Below are 17423 nucleotides of genomic sequence, written 5' to 3'. Positions count from 1 at the left end.
AAAGTAGCATTTATTGGGCGAGTAGGGGAGAATTTCGCTTTTAGGGTTTTAGTATGATGGTTGACTTTCTATACCAAATGGGATGGGGCAAAAAGTGTATTTTTCAGAAGCAAATGTGTTGATAGGAACTACTTCTGCACTATTGGAACTGGTTATCCTCCCGCTTGGCGGGAGGTAGGGGTGGGTTAGGAACGCAAAGACTAGCAATGGTTATTTAAACGAGAAAACTCACCTTGCATATTCTTCGATATGCGAGCAGCCTCAATAGGGATAACAAAAAAAGCCCTGACGGTATCGAGTACCGTCAGGGCTGCCTAGTAAGTATGAATGGAGCAGTATGCTCTACTTCTTTTCCACACCCTTCATGATTACATCAACCTCGTTCTTTTGGGCAAATAGCTTTGCCGCAAACTCCTTGATGTCGTTGGTGGTGATGGCCTTGATCTTGGCATCGTAACCGTTTTGGTTGTCGATTCCCAAGGTGTAGTAGGTGTCAATCGCATCTAGCCAGTGGCCGTTGTCGCGTTGAGCCTCGGTGTAGTTCTTAAGCATGTACTCCTTCACCTTGTTCAGGTTCTCGGCCGAAGGGCCGTCCTTTATTAGCTCGTCGAGACCAGCCTTTGCCTTTGCCGAAAGACGATCAACCTGCTTAGGATCGGTGTCGAATCTAATCCTAAAGGTGTACGAGCCGTAGGGGTAGCGGCTAACGTTTCCGCCTACCTGTACGCCGTAGGTTCCGCCCTCGTCTTCTCTGATCGTTTTGGTGTAAACGATGTTCATGATCTGGCTAAGGATGCTCATCTTAATTCTGTTGTCCACGCTGTAGTCAACCTTTCCGGTGTAGGTGGCCGATACGGTAGCCTTAGGCGTTTTCATCTCCTTTTCGAAGATGTTCTTGTACTCGCCCTTGCGAGGGTACATCTTCACATCGCGGAAGGTTTCCTTCTTGCCATTGCCAGGAAGCGAGGCGATGTACTGCTCAACCATTGGCTTCAGCGTTTTCTCGTCGATGTTGCCCACGAAGGTAAAGGTGAAGTCGCCGATATTGGCAAAGCGTTGCTTGTAGATCTCTAGGCAGCGGGCGTAGTCGATCTTATCCATCATGGCGGCGGTCATACGCTGCGCACGGGGATGCTTTCCGTAAAGAGCGGCGGTAACCGAGTCGCTGAATGCGACCATGGGCTGAGCCTCCATGTTGGCCAACATGGCCTTCGTGCGCGATACGAACGATTGGAATGCTTCGTTGTCGGTACGTGGTGCGGTTACGGTAAGGTAGGTGAGCTGCATCATGGTCTCAAGGTCTTTGGGCGAGCAGCTGCCGTTAAGCCCTTCCATTTCGGTACCCACCGAGGCCGAAACTTCAGCTTTCTTGCCGGCAAGCATCTTAGGAAGGTCAATAGCGCTGAAGCTGCCAATACCGCCAAGCGCTATAACATCGTTTAGGGCCTTAAGGTTGGTGGCCTCCTTGTCGTCAACCAACGAGTTACCCCCCATCGACGTGGCGGTAAACATGATTTCGTCTTCCTTAAAGTCGGTTTTCTTTACCAGCACCTTGGCGCCGTTCGAAAGGGTCCAGATGGTTTCGCCAAACTTAGCTCCCTTTTCTTCCTTAACCACTTTGCCGGCTTTTGGAAGAACTTTAATAAGGGGCTCGTTGGAAACCTTATCCACGTAGGCGGTTACGTTTTCGGTACGTGCCTTGTTAAAGATGGCAACGGCCTCCTCCTTGGTTGGGTAGGTGATGCCGTCCTTTTGTGGGCCATTGATGGCGATAACCACATTCTTTTCTCCAATAATCTCGGCGGCATACTTGTTAACCTGCTCTAGAGGGAGCATCTTGCTAACCTGTTGGAAAATGGTGTACTCTGTTTCGATGCCAGGGATTGGGGAGTCGCTAATGAAGTTTTCGAGGTACTGGTTTACGTAGTATCTATTCTTCTGCTTCTCGCGATCCTTAAACTCGTTCTCCACCTTGCGGAGGAAGTTGCTCTTGGCTCTCTCGTACTCGCCTGCGGTGAATCCGAACTTGCGAACGCGCTCGGCTTCGTTAGCTAGGGTAGCAAGTGCAGCGGCCGTTTTGCCGGTCTTGGCTAGGGCAACGGTGCTAAAGGCATCTTTGGTATTCGATATCATGAATTTGCCGTCGTTGCAGCCAGCATAGGCGAATGGAGCATCTGCCTTTTGGCCGAGTTCTTCGAGACGGGAGTTGAGCATATTCTGTGTTAGCTCGCTTAGGTAGTAGTTCATTAGGCCAGCAACGGTTGGGCGTAGCTCCTTAGGCATCAAGTCGCGCTTGTACATTACGCGGATAATTTCTTGTGGAGCCTCGGGGTCGGTTGCGATGCTTACGATTGGGGCATCGTTATCCTTAACCTCGAATTCTGTACGCTCGGCGGGATTAACGGGCTTTGCAATGTCGGCAAACATGCTCTTGAGCTTGGCCTCCACCTTATCCACGTCAATATCTCCGACAATAACGAGCCCTTGAAGGTCTGGACGATACCACTTGTGGTAGTAGTCCTTAATCTCCTGGTACTTGAAATTGTCAATCACCGACATTAACCCGATAGGGGAACGTTTGGCGTACTGCCCATCGCCGTAAACATCGGCAAACATCTTTTCCGACATGCGGGATTGTGCATTGTTACGGGTTCTCCACTCCTCGTGGATCACACCGCGTTCTGCGTCAATTTCCTTATCCTCTAACGAGATAAAACTCGACCAGTCGTGAAGGATAAGCAGGCAGCTGTCTAGCGAACCTTCGCGGGTTACAGGTGCGTTGTTAATGTTGTAAATAGTTTGGTCCCATCCTGTAGCGGCATTTAGGTTGGCTCCAAACTTAACGCCGATTGTCTCTAGGTAGTTAGGCATCTTTTTACCTGGGAAGTTCTTGGTTCCGTTAAAGGCCATATGCTCTAGGAAGTGGGCTAGCCCACGTTGGCTCTCTTCCTCAAGGATAGAACCTACCTTTTGGGCGATGTAGAAGTCGGCCTGCCCCTTTGGCTCCGCGTTGTGGCGGATGTAGTAGGTGAGGCCATTGTCTAGCTTACCTACACGAACCTTAGGGTCGGTGGGCAGCGTTGGCATCTGCTGTGCTAGCGCAGGTAGGCATAAAAGGGCTACCATTAAAAGCACTAAGCTGGTTTTTCTCATAAAAAATACTTGTTTGTTAATGTTGAATGTGCGATCACTTTACTCAGGTTGATACTCTAGGATGTCGCCAGGCTGGCAGTCGAGCTCCTTGCAGAGTGCTTCCAACGTGCTAAAGCGAATGGCTTTGGCTTTACCTGTTTTTAGGATGGAGAGATTTGCTTGGGTAATCCCCACCCTGTCGGCCAGGTCGCCTAGCGATATCTTTCGCTTTGCCATAACGACATCGAGGTTAACTACAATTGGCATTATTAGATGGTTAATTCTTGCTCTTCGCGGATACGGTTGGCTACTACCAGCACTTCGGCAAATACCAGCAGCATTAGGCCTACAATGGTTTTAGTGTACGATATGTTGGCTACCATCTCGTAGCCATTTATGGTAACAATGGATTTTAAGTAGTAGAGGTATACATATTGTGATGCGATGGCTATTACGCCTTTGGCTATTAGGAGTAGGCCAATCGTTCGGATGCGGATAATGTTGTTGCGGGTAAGCACTTCGCCCCGGCTGAGCGAATTGGTGATCTTCCAGATGAGTATGATCAGCCACACCAGAATTGCAAGAGCGGTAACGCTCATTACAATGTCGAGGATTATCCTTACGGTTGAGGTTGGGCTATTGTAGAGGGTTATGCTTGCGTTCGAAATGGTAACGAATACTTTGGAGCTGTTGTTGGTGCTTGCCGGAAATTCCTGAAAATCGGCCGTTGGGCGTAGTGACACAAAGTAGTAGTCGCCAGATACATTCTGCTTCTCGTAAGCCTTATCCGAATAGCTGGTGTCGTTAAATAGGCGGATGAAGTTGTCCGAGAATGAGAAGATGAGCAGCAGCGCAATGGCGACATTTAGTACTCGAACCCGTATCAGCAGATTTTTATCCATAAACAATATAAATTTATCGAAATACAGGGCGTAAATATATTGTTTTTTTTGGCTATCCCTTGGCTTTGCTCTTTTTTTCGATAGCCGGAAAATGTATTGCGGGCTATATAGCAAAAGCCCCGGCGAAATCACTTCCGTCGGGGCTTGCCCTAATAATATATGCTTAATATGGATGTTTACTATTTCTTTTCAACGCCATTCATGACAACGTCAATTTCATTCTTCTGTGCAAGTAGTTTTGCGGTGAATTCCTTGATGTCGTTTGTGGTGATGGCCTTAACCTTTGCGTCGAAGCCGTTCTGCTTATCGATACCCCAGGTGTTGTATTCGTCGATGGCGCCTAACCAGTGGCTGTTGGTGCGTTGTGCTTCGCCGTAGTTCTTAAGCATGTACTCCTTCGTCTTGTTGAGGTCGGCTTCCGAAGGACCATTCTTAAGGATATCGTCTAGCCCTTGCTTTACCTTGCCAATCATCTTGTCGGTTAGCTGAGGGTTGGTGTCGAAGTAAACGTAGAGGCTGAAGTTGCCGTAGGGGTAGTTGCCGATGTTTCCGCCAACTTCAACGCCGTAGGTAGCACCTTCCTCCTCGCGGATGGTCTTGGTGTAGATGATGTCCATGATCTGGTCGAGCATGCTCATCTTAATTTTGTTCTCTACGGTGTAGTCGATCTTGCCGTTGTAGTTGACGAAGATGGAGGCCTTAGCTGTTTTCAGTTCCTTGTCGAACTTGTTCTTGAATTCTCCTTGGCGAGGATACATCTTTACATCGCGGAAGCTCTCCTTCTTATTCTTTGGGTTGCCGGGTAGCGATGCAATGTACTGCTCTACCATTGGCTTAAGCGCCTTTTCGTCGATGTTACCCACAAAGGTGAAGGTGAAATCGTCCATGTTAGCAAAGCGCTGCTTGTAGATCTCCATGATGCGTGGGTAGCTAATCTTGTCTATGTCGGCAACCGTTAGGCGCTGCGCGCGAGGGTTCTTTCCGTAGCGTGCAATGGTAATGGTGTCGCTGAAGGCAACCATTGGCTCGGCTTCCATGCTGGTAAGGGCAGCCTTGGTACGTGAAACGAACGATTGGAATGCTTCGTTGTCCATGCGGGGAGCTGTAACGGTGAGGTAGGTAAGCTGCATCATAGACTCTAGGTCTTTGGGCGAGCATTGGCCATTCAAGCCTTCGCTCTTGTTGTCGATGTCGGCGGCAACTTTGGCCTTTTTGCCGGCAAGCATCTTAGGAAGGTCGGTTGCGCTGAAGTTGCCCACGCCACCAACGCCAATAACGTCGTTTATGGCCTTAATGTTGATGACATCCTTGTCGTCAAGCAGCGAGGTACCTCCTTTTGAGGTGGCGGTGAATAGAATTTCGTCCTCCTTAAAGTCTGTTTTCTTTACGAAAACCTTAGCGCCATTCGAAAGCGTCCAAATGGTTTCGCCGAACTTGGTTCCCTTTTCCTCTTTTACCACCTTGCCAGGCTTAGGAAGGCTCTTGATGAGGGGCTCGTTCGATACCTTATCCTCGTAAGCAGTAATGTTCTCGGAGCGAGCCTTGTTGAAGGCTGCCACTACCTCTTCGTTGGTTGGGTAGGTTATGCCGTCCTTCTTGGGTCCGCTGATGGTGATAACTACATTCTTCTCGCTGATAATCTCGGCAGCAAACTTGTTCACCTGCTCTACTGGTAGCATCTTGCAAACCTGTTGGAAAAGGTTGTACTCGGTTTCGATTCCGGGGATAGGGGTTTCGTTGAGGAAGTTCTCGAGACATTCATTAACGTAGTAGTCGTTTTTCTGCTTCTCGCGATCCTTAAACTGATTCTCTAGGTTGCGAAGGAAGTCGCTCTTTGCTCTTTCGTACTCGCTGGCGGTAAAACCAAACTTGCGAACTCTTTCCGACTCTTTGGTAATTGCAGTGAGGGCATCGATAGCCTTGCCTTCCGAGCTTCCGGCATAAACCATAAAGGCATCCTTTGTATTGGCTACGTAGAATTTACCATCTTGGCTTCCAGCATAGGTAAATGGAGGGTTAGCCTTTTGCAAGATCTCCTCGAAGCGCGAATTCAGCATTTTTTGTGTTACCTGGCTTAGATAGCTGGTGATAAGATTAGCGGCAGTTGGGCGGAGCTCCTTAGGCAGTAGGTCGCGCTTAAACATCAGCAGAATTTGGGTCTCGCTGGCTTCTGGATCGGTTGCTATGCTCACAATAGGAGCCTCGTTGTCCTTTATCTCGAACTGGGTACGCTCGGCAGGGTTAACGGGCTTTGCAATATCGGCAAACATGCTCTTGAGCTTAGCTTCTACCTTATCGACATCAATATCTCCTACAATAACGAGCCCTTGTAGGTCTGGACGGTACCACTTGTGGTAGTAGTCTTTTAGCTCCTGGTACTTGAAGTTGTCAACTACCGACATTAAACCAACTGGGAGACGCTTAGCGTACTGGCTTTCGCCATAAATATCGGCGAAGGTCTTGTCTATGATACGAATCTGTGCATTGTTACGGGTTCTCCACTCCTCGTGAATAACGCCGCGCTCTGCATCAATCTCCTTTTCCTCTAACGAGATAAAATTCGACCAGTCGTGAAGGATCAGCAGGCAGCTATCAACAATGCCTTCGCGAGTTACAGGGGCGTTGGCAATGTTGTAGACCGTTTGGTCGTACCCTGTAGCGGCGTTTAGGTTGGCTCCAAACTTAACGCCGATCTTTTCCAGGTAGTTGATCATGTTTTTGCCTGGGAAGTTCTTGGTTCCGTTGAAGGACATGTGCTCTAGGAAGTGAGCGAGCCCACGTTGATTCTCCTCTTCAAGAATAGAACCCACCTTTTGGGCAATGTAAAAGTCTGCCTGTCCCTTTGGCTCCGCGTTGTGGCGGATGTAGTAGGTGAGGCCGTTGTCTAGCTTGCCCACGCGAACCTTTGGATCGGTTGGCATCGGTGGCATTTGCTGCGCAAGCGCAGGCAGGCTCAAGAGCGCCACCATTAAAAGCAACAAGATGTTTTTCTTCATAAGAATTGCTTGTTTGTTAGTATTAGTTGAACTATTAGATCACTCAGTTTGAAATTCTAGTATGTCGGCAGGTTGGCATCCCAGCTCTTTGCATAGCGCCTCCAAGGTGCTAAAGCGTATGGCCTTAGCCTTGCCCGTTTTAAGGATAGAGAGGTTAGCCTGCGTAATTCCCACCTTCTCGGCCAACTCGCCCAGAGAGACCTTACGCTTTGCCATCACCACATCGAGGTTAACTATAATTGGCATATCAGATGGTTAATTCTTGTTCTTCCTTAATCCGGTTGGCTACGGCCAGTATTTCGGCAAATACCAGCAGCATTAGCCCAATCACAATTTGGGTGCACGAGAGGTCGACAACCATCTCGTAGCCCTTTACCTGTGCCACCGACCTTAAGTAGTGCAAGTCGACATACTGCGAGGCGATAGATACGGCCTCCTTGGCGATGAGCAGGATGCCGATTGCCCTTAGGTGCTTTATGTTGCGGCGCGTAAGCAAGTTGCCCCAGTTGAGCGAAACTGTTATCTTCCAGATGAGGATGATAAGCCAGACAACTATGCCTAGGGTAAGCACTACCATAGCTGCATCGGATATCTCCTTTCCCAGAGACTTCTGATTTTTATGGAGAACAACCGTGGCTTCTGTAATGGTGGCTAGCGCCTCGGAGCCGTTGTTGGTCTCTGCCTTAAGCTCGCTTTTTGGGGTTAAGGGGCGTAGCGACACGAAGTAGAGCTCTGTTGAAACGTTTTTTTGCTTACCGCCTTCTGCTGCGCGAACCCCCTCCTTAAAACCGCGAACGAAGTCGGTCGATAGTGGGGCAATTAGCAGTAGCGCAATTACCACATTTAGCAAACGTACCCGTATCAGCAGCTTCTTATCCATAAACGATACTTATTTATCGAATTTCGATATGCAAACATATTACAATATTTTTGTTTTTCAAGAAATAATTACTGTTTTTCGATAAATAATTTTGGTTGTATTGCTGATAATATCTTACATGTTGCTGTTCGATAATGTCTTAAACTGATGTGGGTATTCCTCTACGGGTAGCATCTCCTTTTTTTGATGGCTAGTTTTCAATACATATTCTTTATACCGCCTACCGTTTTCTTTATAAAATCCTTATGAACTCAGCCATACTTTTGATGTTGAAACTAAGTGTGATTTAAATTGAATGAAAAATGAAAGTGGCTGACGTATTTGAGATAATCCTGTTTGTAGGGCTTCTCGTTGGGTTTGCTCCCCTTTTAGGGAGATATATGGCTAAGGTTTTTACTGGAGAAAGGCACCTTCTATCACCTGTTTTTGGTTGGTTGGAGCGTGGTACCTACAGAGCTATAGGTGTAAACTCATCTGAGGAGACGAATTGGAAATCGTACCTTGCAGGACTGCTTCTTTTTAATGTTGCGGGTTTTATCTTCCTTTTCCTTCTGCTGATGTGCCAAGGTATGCTGCCCCTAAATCCGCAGCATCTGCCGAACCTAGGAGCCGCGCTGGCATTTAACACCGCCGTAAGCTTTGTTACCAACACCAACTGGCAGTCGTATGGAGGCGAGAATACCCTCAGCTACCTATCGCAGATGCTAGGTTTGGGTGTTCAGAATTTTGTAAGCGCTGCTACCGGCTTCACAGTTATCCTAGCACTTACCAGGGGTCTTGCCCGTAAGTCCACCGATAAGCTGGGAAACTTCTGGGTCGATTTAACCCGTAGCACCATTTACGTGCTTCTTCCATTGTCCATTTTATTTTCTATAGTACTGGTTTCGGAAGGGGTGGTGCAAAATTTTCACAGCTACACAACGGTTCAAACGCTTGAGGGGGCACACCAGCTTATTCCTCAAGGTCCTGCTGCCTCGCAGATTGCCATTAAGCAGCTTGGCTCTAATGGTGGTGGTTTCTTTAATGCCAATAGCGCTCATCCATTCGAGAATCCAACCCCTTTCACCAATCTTTTGGAAATGCTTTCCATTCTTTTGCTTGCTGCTGCACTCCCCTTTACCTATGGGAAAATGGTTGGCAACGTCAGGCAGGGGCGCATTATCTTTTACGTAATGCTCTTTCTGATGCTAGTGGGGTTGGGTGCATCTCTTTACTCGGAGTACTCCACCCATGCAGCGCTTGGCTCCCTGATGGAGGGCAAGGAGACCCGCTTGGGAATAACCAACAGCATTCTGTGGTCGGTTACCACCACTAACGCATCAAGCGGTAGCGTTAACGCCATGATGGATAGCCTTTCGCCGCTGTCGGGAATGGTTTCGATGGTAAACATGATGCTTGGTGAGGTAATCTTTGGCGGTGTGGGAGCCGGGATGTACGGTATGCTGGTATTTGTTCTTCTTACGGTATTCATTGCAGGGCTTATGGTGGGGCGTACTCCCGAATATTTGGGTAAGAAGATAGATGCCTACGACATAAAAATGGCTATGATAGCGGTGTTGGCTCCCAACTTTGTGGTGCTAGTTTTCTCGGCCATTGCCGTAAGCCTTCCCGAAGGGCTATCGAGCCTTAACAACAGCGGACCGCACGGCTTCTCGGAGATTCTTTACGCCTTTACCTCGGCAGCAGGAAATAATGGAAGCGCTTTTGGAGGTTTAAACGCCAACACACCTTTCTACAATATTATGATTGGTGTTGGGATGCTTATTGGTCGCTTTGGGATCATCATTCCGGTGATGGCCATAGCCGGCAATCTAGCACAGAAGAAGATTACCCCACCATCGGCAGGCACGTTTAAAACCGATAACATCCTTTTTGCAGGCTTGCTGATTTGCGTAATCCTTATTGTAGGCGGGCTTACCTTTTTCCCAGCCCTTGCCTTAGGTCCAATTGTAGAGCATTTGCTTATGAATGCTGGGGTAACCTTCTAAATCCTTAGATCATTATGAAAAAGAAAAAAAATAAGCTGTTCAGCAAGAAGCTGGTAAAGGAAGCGCTAATCGATTCCTTTGTCAAGCTGAACCCCAAGCATCAGATCAAGAACCCTGTAATTTTTATTGTAGAGCTGGGGGCATTAGTTACCACAGGAATCGTTCTTTACGAAATTTTTGGCGGATCATACTCCAACTTTAACCTTCAGATATCCATCTGGCTGTGGTTTACCGTCCTCTTCGCCAACTTCTCGGAGGCAATTGCCGAGGGCAGGGGTAAGGCGCAAGCCGAGAGCTTGCGTAAGAACCGTACCGAAACCAAGGCCAACCTCTACGATGGACGCGGAAAGACTACCGTAATTAATGCCACCGAGCTCAGAAGGGGCGATTTGGTAGTTTGCCAGGCTGGCGATATTATCCCAAGCGATGGTGAGGTCATCGAAGGTATTGCCAGCGTCGACGAATCGGCCATAACGGGTGAGTCGGCTCCTGTTATCCGCGAAAGCGGTGGCGACCGTAGCGCAGTGACGGGTGGCACCAAGGTAATTAGCGATAGAGTCGTTATTAAAATCACCGCCGAGCAGGGCGACACCTTTATCGACCGTATGATCTCGCTGGTTGAGGGTGCCAGCCGACAGAAAACGCCTAACGAAATTGCGCTGTCCATTCTCCTAATTGGGCTGACCATCATTTTCGTGCTTGCGGTGGTTACTTTACCTGCCTTCTTTAGCTACGGATTAAAGCAATCTGGCTTAGCTGCTAGCAGCAACCTTTCCATTCCGGTGCTGATTGCCCTTTTGGTATGCCTGATCCCAACCACCATTGGTGGACTGCTTAGCGCAATTGGTATTAGCGGCATGGACAGACTTCTGCGCCGCAATGTAATAGCCACCAGCGGTAGAGCAATAGAGGCTGCGGGTGACGTGGATGTTTTGCTGCTCGACAAAACGGGAACCATCACCTTAGGAAACCGTATGGCAACCGAGTTTATCGCTGCAGAGGGTATAACCAGCGAGGAGTTGGCTATTGCAGCGCAGCTATCCTCCCTTTCCGACGAAACACCCGAAGGACGATCCATCGTGGTGCTTGCCAAGGAAGCGTATGGGCTTAGAACCCAGAATATCCATGCCAACGACATCTCCTTTATCCCTTTTACGGCTCAATCGCGCATGAGCGGCGTCGATATCCGAAATGCAGATGGCACCATTAGCTCCATCCGTAAAGGGTCGGCGCAGGCAATAAAAAAGTACGTGCATAACAACGATGGATTTATCCCCAAAGCCGTTGAAGACGTGGTGGAGGAGCTTGCCCGCAAGGGAGCAACCCCTTTAGTGGTTGCCGAGAATAACCGAATCCTTGGAGTGGTACACCTAAAGGATATTGTAAAGGGTGGAATTAAGCAGCGCTTTGCCCAGCTGCGCTCAATGGGCATTCGAACCGTAATGGTAACGGGCGACAACGCTCTTACCGCTGCTGCCATAGCTGCCGAAGCGGGTGTCGATGACTTTATGGCCGAGGCAAAGCCCGAGGATAAGCTCGCGCGTATTCGTGAGGAGCAGGCAAACGGTCGGTTGGTGGGCATGATTGGTGATGGAACCAACGACGCTCCTGCGTTGGCCCAATCCGATGTTGGTATAGCCATGAATAGCGGTACGCAAGCTGCCCGCGAGGCTGGAAACATGGTAGACTTGGATAGCAACCCCACCAAACTTATCGAGGTGGTGGAGGTTGGCAAGCAGCTGCTCATGACGCGCGGTGCGCTAACCACCTTTAGCATTGCCAACGACGTGTCGAAGTACTTTGCCATTATTCCCGCCATTACAACCATACTCTACGCCCGTTATGGTGCGGCGGGGCCGCTCTCGGCGCTTAACATCATGCATTTGGCAACGCCCGAAAGCGCCATACTAAGTGCGGTGATCTTTAATGCCATCATTATTATCCTTCTGATACCGCTTGCGCTACGTGGGGTAACCTACCGTCCGATGTCGGCGAACGCCATCCTTGCCCGTAACATCCTTATCTACGGTTTGGGAGGCTTGGTTGTCCCTTTTATCGGCATTAAGGTGATTGATATGTTGATTGGGATGTTTTAGAGAAGAAGTTATTTCAGTAGTTAAGCGAAGGTAAACGGATAGGGACGCTAAAGAGTATGCACAACTTGTATCATCGCTCGTTATCCCCTCCTTAGGAGGGGTTAGGTGGTGGGTTGAAAAGTTTGGAAGGTTAGACTAACCATTGTAAAAAACAAATTGGGGCGTGATACATATAAAACATGGAGGTAGGAGTGTTTATTCTGCGGCTAAACCCACCCCAACCCCTCCCGAGGAGGGGATAAAGGTGCAAGAAACATCGTAGTAGCGATGATAACAAACGGGTCTGACCTATAGCCCCGCAGGGGCGTAATCCAAAAGCCTAGGGTGTAGCCCTAGGCAAACAAGACAAGGCATTTCCTTGTCTTTACCAAAAAACAGAACGAGGTTATATTGAAATAGAAGAACATCATGAAGCACCAAACCATAATCGCCATTAGGGCAATACTATTTTTCACCGTCTTAACGGGGATTGCCTACCCCTTACTGGTAACGGGAGTTGCCCAGCTGGTTTTTAAGGACAGGGCAAATGGCAGCATCGTTTACCAAAATGGGAAACCTGTAGGTTCAATCCTAATCGGGCAGTCCTTTACCAGCGACAAATACTTTTGGTCTCGCCCTTCGGCGGTCGACTACAATTCGGCGCTTTCTGGAGCCTCGAATTTTGGACCTACAAGCGCAAAGCTGCGCAAGCAGATCGAGGAGCGCCGCCAAAGCTTCATCCGACGAAATGGATTGCCCGAAAATGCCGTTGTGCCTGCCGAAATGGTTACCTCGTCGGGCAGCGGGCTCGATCCACACATCTCGCCAGAGGCTGCAATGCTACAGCTCGATCGTGTGGCAAAAGCGCGAGGCTTCAACAGCCAGCAGCGGCAAAAGGTAGCCGAGCTTATCCATCTTATATCGGTTGGGCATAATCAGGTAATACTTGGTGATGCTCGGATAAATGTTTTTGAGCTAAATTTGAAGATTAACCAGCTGCAATGAACGAGCAAAACAACCATAGACCGAATCCCGATGAGCTTCTATCCCTATTAAGAATGGAGGAAGAGAAGAGCAAGCGGGGAAAGCTGAAAATTTTCTTTGGGATGTGTGCCGGAGTGGGTAAAACATACTCCATGCTTAAGGCTGCAGCCGTCGATAAGGCTAAAGGGGTAGATCTTGTTGCTGGCTACGTTGAAACGCACAACCGAAAAGAGACTAAGGAGCTGGTAGACGGTTTCGAGGTTATTCCCAGAAAGGAAACGGAGTATAAGGGAACCTACGTGCAGGAGATGGACATCGATGCCATCCTTGCCCGGAAACCCGAAATCGTTTTAGTCGACGAGCTTGCCCATACCAACGCTCCCGGTAGCCGTCACATCAAGCGCTACCAGGATGTACAGGAGATTCTGGATAACGGAATAAACGTTTACACCACCCTAAACGTGCAGCATCTCGAAAGTAGAGCCGATACTGTAGCTCAAATTACGGGCATTGTAATTCGCGAGACCCTTCCCGACGAGATTTTTGAAAAAGCTGACGAGGTAGAGCTGGTTGATATTACCACCAACGAGCTCCTACAGCGCTTGGCAGAGGGTAAGGTGTATGCCGAGGAGCGTTCGCGCGAGGCTTTACTCAACTTTTTTAGGGAAGGAAATATTACAGCTCTTCGCGAAATGTCGCTGCGCATTGTTGCCGACCGGGTAGATAAGCAGCTGCGCGACTACATGCAGCTCAAGCGCATTCGAGGGCCTTGGAAATCGGGGCTGCACCTTATGGTGGTAATCGGTCCTGGCCTCAACTCGGCTAAGCTGCTTCGTTGGGCTAAGAATCTCTCCTATACCATGCAGGCGAGCCTGTTGGCGCTCTATATAGAGACGCCTAAGCCGCTTTCTGAGGAGCAAAACGAGCAGCTTGCCAAAAATATAGCTCTTGCCAGGCAGCTGGGCGCCGAGGTTATGACTGCCTCCGACCGCGACATCGTTAAAGCCATCCTTTCGGTAGCCGTAAAGGAGAACATCACCCATATTATTGTTGGGAAACCTCGGCTGCGCAACCTTTTCTCGCTGCTGCAGCTCGGCAACTTCGTTCAGCGGCTCATTAAGAATAGCGGGAACATCGACGTTTACGTTTTGGGCTCCGATCTGTCAAGCGATAACTCCTACAGCCGCTACATTACGTTTCCGTCGTACAGCTCAAAGCCGTTTCAGTACCTGATATCGGTTATTGCCATTATTCTGCCATCCATCCTGATGTTTCATTTAAGCCCCACCATTGGCTATCAGGTGGTGTCGCTGGTTCTGATGCTGGTGGTGGCTCTCTTAGCAACCGTTATGGGGATTGGTCCAATACTGCTGGCGGCTATACTCAGCACGCTTATCTGGGACTACTTCTTTATCCCCCCTCACTTCACGCTTCACATCGATAAGCCCGAAGATGGGCTGATGTGCATCATGTTCTTTTTCATTGCGCTGATAAACGGGGTGCTCACGGCACGCGTGCGCAGGCAGGAACGCCTTACCAAGGAGCGCGAGGAGCGTACCAACGCCCTCTTCATGCTTACCAAGGAGCTGTCGCTGGCTACCAACCTCGACGAGGTGCTCAACGCTTCGCGCCGAAGCATTAAGAAGTACTTCGACCTCGACGTCATCTTTATTTTACAGGATGGACAGAATAAGCTGCAGGAGTACAACGCCCTAACCGATAACGAGTATAGTGTTGCCAGCTGGAGCTACCGCTACTGCAAGAAGGCGGGCAAGTTTACCGATACTTTGCCATCGTCCAAGCATACCTACTACCCTCTATTTGGTGCCACGCTGAAGACGGGGGTGGTTGCCATTACCTTATCCTCGCGGCTAAAGGGCGATAAGGATGTTTTTTGGGATACCTACCTTACCCAAATCTCCAACGCCATCGAGCGGGAGTTCCTTAACAAGATGGCGCGCCGTGCCCAGCTGCTCAACGAGTCGGACATGCTCTACAAAACGCTTTTCAACTCCATCTCGCACGAGTTCCGCATTCCCGTAGCCACCATTTTGGGCTCCTCCGATGCCCTCATCAACCAGGAGTACCCCAACGAAATCCGCAGGGAGTTTTACGGCGAGATATACACCGCTGCCGAACGGCTCAACCGCCTTATCGAGAACCTGCTCAACATGTCCAGGCTCGAGTCGGGGCATATCACCCCCCACATGGACTGGTGCGACGTAAACGACATCGTTAACGAGGCGCTAAAAAATCTCAAAAAGGAGGTCAGCCCCTTTGTAATGGATGTTATCATTCCATCCGACACCCCAATGGTGAAGCTCGACTTTGGGCTAACCGAGCAGATACTCCACAACCTGGTGTACAACGCCACCCAGCATGCCTTGCCGGGCTCCAACATCCGCATAAAAATCTTTTACGATAACCAAACCATCACCATGCAGGTTATGGATCGCGGATCAGGTTTTGCGGATGCCGACATTGCCCATATCTTTGATAAGTTCTACCGCGTAGAGGGATCGAAGCCCGGAGGAATGGGGCTTGGGCTTTCTATTGTAAAGGGATTTGTTGAGGCGCAGGGCGGAACCATTCTCGTGGAAAACCGAACCAACGGTGGCGCACGCTTTACCATTAAAATACCAACTCAGGCACCCGAGATAGAGCTTGAGTAATCATTCAACGCTATGGATATTAAGGACACCATTCTTATTATTGATGACGAGGTGCAAATTAGGCGCCTTTTGGAGATCACGCTATCGGCCAACGGCTATTGCATTGCCGAAGCAGTCAATGCGAAGGATGGCATGGTTGCTGCCGCCTCGCACACGCCTGCCCTCATCATTCTCGATCTGGGGTTGCCCGATATGGATGGGCAGCTGGTCCTAGCCAAGCTGCGCGAGTGGTACCAAAAGCCCATTATTATCCTTTCGGCACGCAGCTCGGAGGGTGATATTGTTGCTGCCCTCGATGCCGGAGCCAACGACTACCTTACCAAACCATTTCGCAACAACGAGCTGCTTGCCCGCATCCGTTCGTGCATCCGTTTTAGCGTTGCAAAGGAGGTCTCGCCTATCCTCAAGTTTGGCACGCTTGCCTTAGACCTCAGCAGCCACATCGTAAAAAAAGGTGACGAGCTGCTAAAGCTAACCTCTACCGAGTACAACCTGCTTTCGCTGCTGGCCAAGAATGCCGGAAAGGTGCTAACCCACCAGCAGATCCTACGTGAGGTGTGGGGACAGGGTTACATCAACCAGAACCAGTACCTGCGGGTCTTCGTCGGACAGCTGAGGAAGAAGGTGGAGGATGATCCGGCGCATCCAACCCTTATAAAAACCGAATCGGGCATTGGGTATCGCTTTGCGGAGGAGGTGTAAGTAGCGACACCCTTCTTGATACGACTTTCACCTGTATCGACTATGGTAAGTATTACAGAAATAGCGCGAAGGTTACGGCGAGAGGCAATTACTACCGAAAAGGAGATGTGGACGCTGGTTCGCAACAGACGATTTTATGGCTACAAGATACTTCGGCAGCACCCAATAATTTATGAGTACGAAGTAAAGCGAGCCAGATTCTTTGTTGCCGACTTCTACTGCGCTGCCTCGAATCTGGTGATTGAGATAGATGGTAAAATTCATGACTACAGCGAGGAGCATGACTACAACCGTGATTTAATCTGCAACGAATTGGGGTTGACCGTGCTCAGAATTAAGAATGAAGAATTCGCAGATGTTGAGCGCGTTAAGATGAAGCTACTCGCTGCTCTTCAAAACAAGTAATATTCTTTTACAACTCACCCCTCATTCCCCTCTCTAAGACAGGCAGGTGCGATGCTGCTTTGTGGAAGTTTACTTCTACGAATTGGTCTATTGTACAAAGGGAAGTTTGTCTCAAAGATGGGAAGATTTTCTTTTACGACTCACCCCTCATTCCCCTCTCTAAGACAGGCAGGTGCGAGGTTACTTTGTGGAAACTTAGTTCTACTTGTTGATCTATTGGATAGCGTGGAGCCTGTCTCAAAGAGGGGAAGGTGCTTCGTGGAATGGTTGTAGGTATTCTGGTAGTTTGTTTTCTGAAATGTTATACTGACAACCGCTTCTTTTACGACTCATCCCTCATTCCCCTCTCTAAGACAGGCTGGTGCAATATTGTTTTGTGGAAACTTAATTCTACTTGTTGATCTATTGGATAGCGTTGAGCCTGTCTCAAAGAGGGGAAGGTGCTTCGAAGAATGGCTGTAGGGGTTATAGTAACTAAATTATTATAGTGAGAACATCACATAAGCGCACTTCCCCCTCTTTTTATCAGCCATAGCAGATTGCTGAAGGTTTAGGAAAAGTCCAAATGCTGATAAAGAGAGGGGGAGAAAGGGGGTGAGTTGAAAAAGGCTGGTGCAATATTGTTTTGCGAAAGTTTACTTCTACGAATTGGTCTATTGTACAAAGGGAAGTTTGTCTCAAGGAGGG

12 protein-coding genes are annotated in these 17423 nt (G+C 49.0%); 6 read left to right on the top strand and 6 right to left on the bottom strand.

The genetic code is table 11. The annotated features are described in order from the left end of the window. Positions 1-342: 342 nt before the first annotated feature. The 6 genes from ACHZA1_RS06905 to ACHZA1_RS06880 all read right to left on the bottom strand — a co-directional run bounded on the left by ACHZA1_RS06905 (position 343) and on the right by ACHZA1_RS06880 (position 7910). Positions 343-3153 (bottom strand): insulinase family protein, encoded by a 2811-nt coding sequence (locus ACHZA1_RS06905; protein WP_320054501.1) that lies wholly within the window; start codon positions 3151-3153, stop codon positions 343-345. A gap of 39 nt (positions 3154-3192) precedes the next feature. Next, complete coding sequence (locus ACHZA1_RS06900) at positions 3193-3399, bottom strand: helix-turn-helix transcriptional regulator (protein ID WP_320054500.1); 207 nt, start codon at positions 3397-3399, stop codon at positions 3193-3195. Between the two features lie 2 nt (positions 3400-3401). After that, positions 3402-4034, bottom strand: a complete 633-nt coding sequence (locus tag ACHZA1_RS06895) for a DUF2975 domain-containing protein (protein WP_320054499.1) — start codon at positions 4032-4034, stop codon at positions 3402-3404. A 179-nt stretch (positions 4035-4213) separates the two neighbouring features. Continuing rightward, positions 4214-7030, bottom strand: a complete 2817-nt coding sequence (locus ACHZA1_RS06890) for an insulinase family protein (protein ID WP_320054498.1) — start codon at positions 7028-7030, stop codon at positions 4214-4216. A 39-nt stretch (positions 7031-7069) separates the two neighbouring features. After that, a complete protein-coding gene (locus ACHZA1_RS06885; RefSeq protein WP_320054497.1) occupies positions 7070-7276 on the bottom strand; it encodes a helix-turn-helix transcriptional regulator in 207 nt (68 codons plus the stop codon). Between the two features lies 1 nt (position 7277). After that, positions 7278-7910 (bottom strand): DUF2975 domain-containing protein, encoded by a 633-nt coding sequence (locus ACHZA1_RS06880; protein ID WP_320054496.1) that lies wholly within the window; start codon positions 7908-7910, stop codon positions 7278-7280. 302 nt (positions 7911-8212) lie between these two features. Here ACHZA1_RS06880 and kdpA point away from each other — a divergent pair, with 302 nt between their 5' ends. From kdpA to ACHZA1_RS06850, 6 genes are all read left to right on the top strand, one after another. Beyond that, entirely contained in the window at positions 8213-9898 is a 1686-nt protein-coding gene (gene kdpA, locus ACHZA1_RS06875; protein ID WP_320054495.1) for a potassium-transporting ATPase subunit KdpA, read from the top strand. Between the two features lie 14 nt (positions 9899-9912). After that, positions 9913-11994, top strand: a complete 2082-nt coding sequence (gene kdpB / locus ACHZA1_RS06870; RefSeq protein ID WP_320054494.1) for a potassium-transporting ATPase subunit KdpB — start codon at positions 9913-9915, stop codon at positions 11992-11994. A gap of 408 nt (positions 11995-12402) precedes the next feature. Continuing rightward, on the top strand, positions 12403-12978 hold the full coding sequence (kdpC, locus tag ACHZA1_RS06865) for a potassium-transporting ATPase subunit KdpC (RefSeq protein ID WP_320054493.1): 576 nt from the start codon (positions 12403-12405) through the stop codon (positions 12976-12978). Next, entirely contained in the window at positions 12975-15629 is a 2655-nt protein-coding gene (locus tag ACHZA1_RS06860) for a sensor histidine kinase KdpD (protein ID WP_320054492.1), read from the top strand. The genes kdpC and ACHZA1_RS06860 overlap by 4 nt, the downstream gene beginning before the upstream one ends. A gap of 12 nt (positions 15630-15641) precedes the next feature. After that, positions 15642-16331 (top strand): response regulator, encoded by a 690-nt coding sequence (locus tag ACHZA1_RS06855; RefSeq protein WP_320054491.1) that lies wholly within the window; start codon positions 15642-15644, stop codon positions 16329-16331. A 42-nt stretch (positions 16332-16373) separates the two neighbouring features. Beyond that, positions 16374-16736, top strand: a complete 363-nt coding sequence (locus tag ACHZA1_RS06850; RefSeq protein ID WP_320054490.1) for a DUF559 domain-containing protein — start codon at positions 16374-16376, stop codon at positions 16734-16736. The last annotated feature ends 687 nt before the right edge of the window (positions 16737-17423 follow it).

Origin of the sequence: uncultured Acetobacteroides sp., from assembly GCF_963667355.2 — a bacterium.
Classification (GTDB): domain Bacteria; phylum Bacteroidota; class Bacteroidia; order Bacteroidales; family ZOR0009; genus Acetobacteroides.
This window is presented reverse-complemented; position numbering and strand designations above follow the sequence as displayed.

Excerpts from the sequence above, each read along its gene's own strand:
- kdpA (WP_320054495.1), top strand. The coding sequence starts at position 8,213 with ATGAAAGTGGCTGACGTATTTGAGATAATCCTGTTTGTAGGGCTTCTC.
- ACHZA1_RS06880 (WP_320054496.1), bottom strand. The coding sequence starts at position 7,910 with ATGGATAAGAAGCTGCTGATACGGGTACGTTTGCTAAATGTGGTAATT.
- ACHZA1_RS06890 (WP_320054498.1), bottom strand. The coding sequence starts at position 7,030 with ATGAAGAAAAACATCTTGTTGCTTTTAATGGTGGCGCTCTTGAGCCTG.
- ACHZA1_RS06855 (WP_320054491.1), top strand. The coding sequence starts at position 15,642 with ATGGATATTAAGGACACCATTCTTATTATTGATGACGAGGTGCAAATT.
- ACHZA1_RS06850 (WP_320054490.1), top strand. The coding sequence starts at position 16,374 with ATGGTAAGTATTACAGAAATAGCGCGAAGGTTACGGCGAGAGGCAATT.
- kdpC (WP_320054493.1), top strand. The coding sequence starts at position 12,403 with ATGAAGCACCAAACCATAATCGCCATTAGGGCAATACTATTTTTCACC.
- ACHZA1_RS06885 (WP_320054497.1), bottom strand. The coding sequence starts at position 7,276 with ATGCCAATTATAGTTAACCTCGATGTGGTGATGGCAAAGCGTAAGGTC.
- ACHZA1_RS06895 (WP_320054499.1), bottom strand. The coding sequence starts at position 4,034 with ATGGATAAAAATCTGCTGATACGGGTTCGAGTACTAAATGTCGCCATT.
- ACHZA1_RS06860 (WP_320054492.1), top strand. The coding sequence starts at position 12,975 with ATGAACGAGCAAAACAACCATAGACCGAATCCCGATGAGCTTCTATCC.
- ACHZA1_RS06905 (WP_320054501.1), bottom strand. The coding sequence starts at position 3,153 with ATGAGAAAAACCAGCTTAGTGCTTTTAATGGTAGCCCTTTTATGCCTA.
- kdpB (WP_320054494.1), top strand. The coding sequence starts at position 9,913 with ATGAAAAAGAAAAAAAATAAGCTGTTCAGCAAGAAGCTGGTAAAGGAA.
- ACHZA1_RS06900 (WP_320054500.1), bottom strand. The coding sequence starts at position 3,399 with ATGCCAATTGTAGTTAACCTCGATGTCGTTATGGCAAAGCGAAAGATA.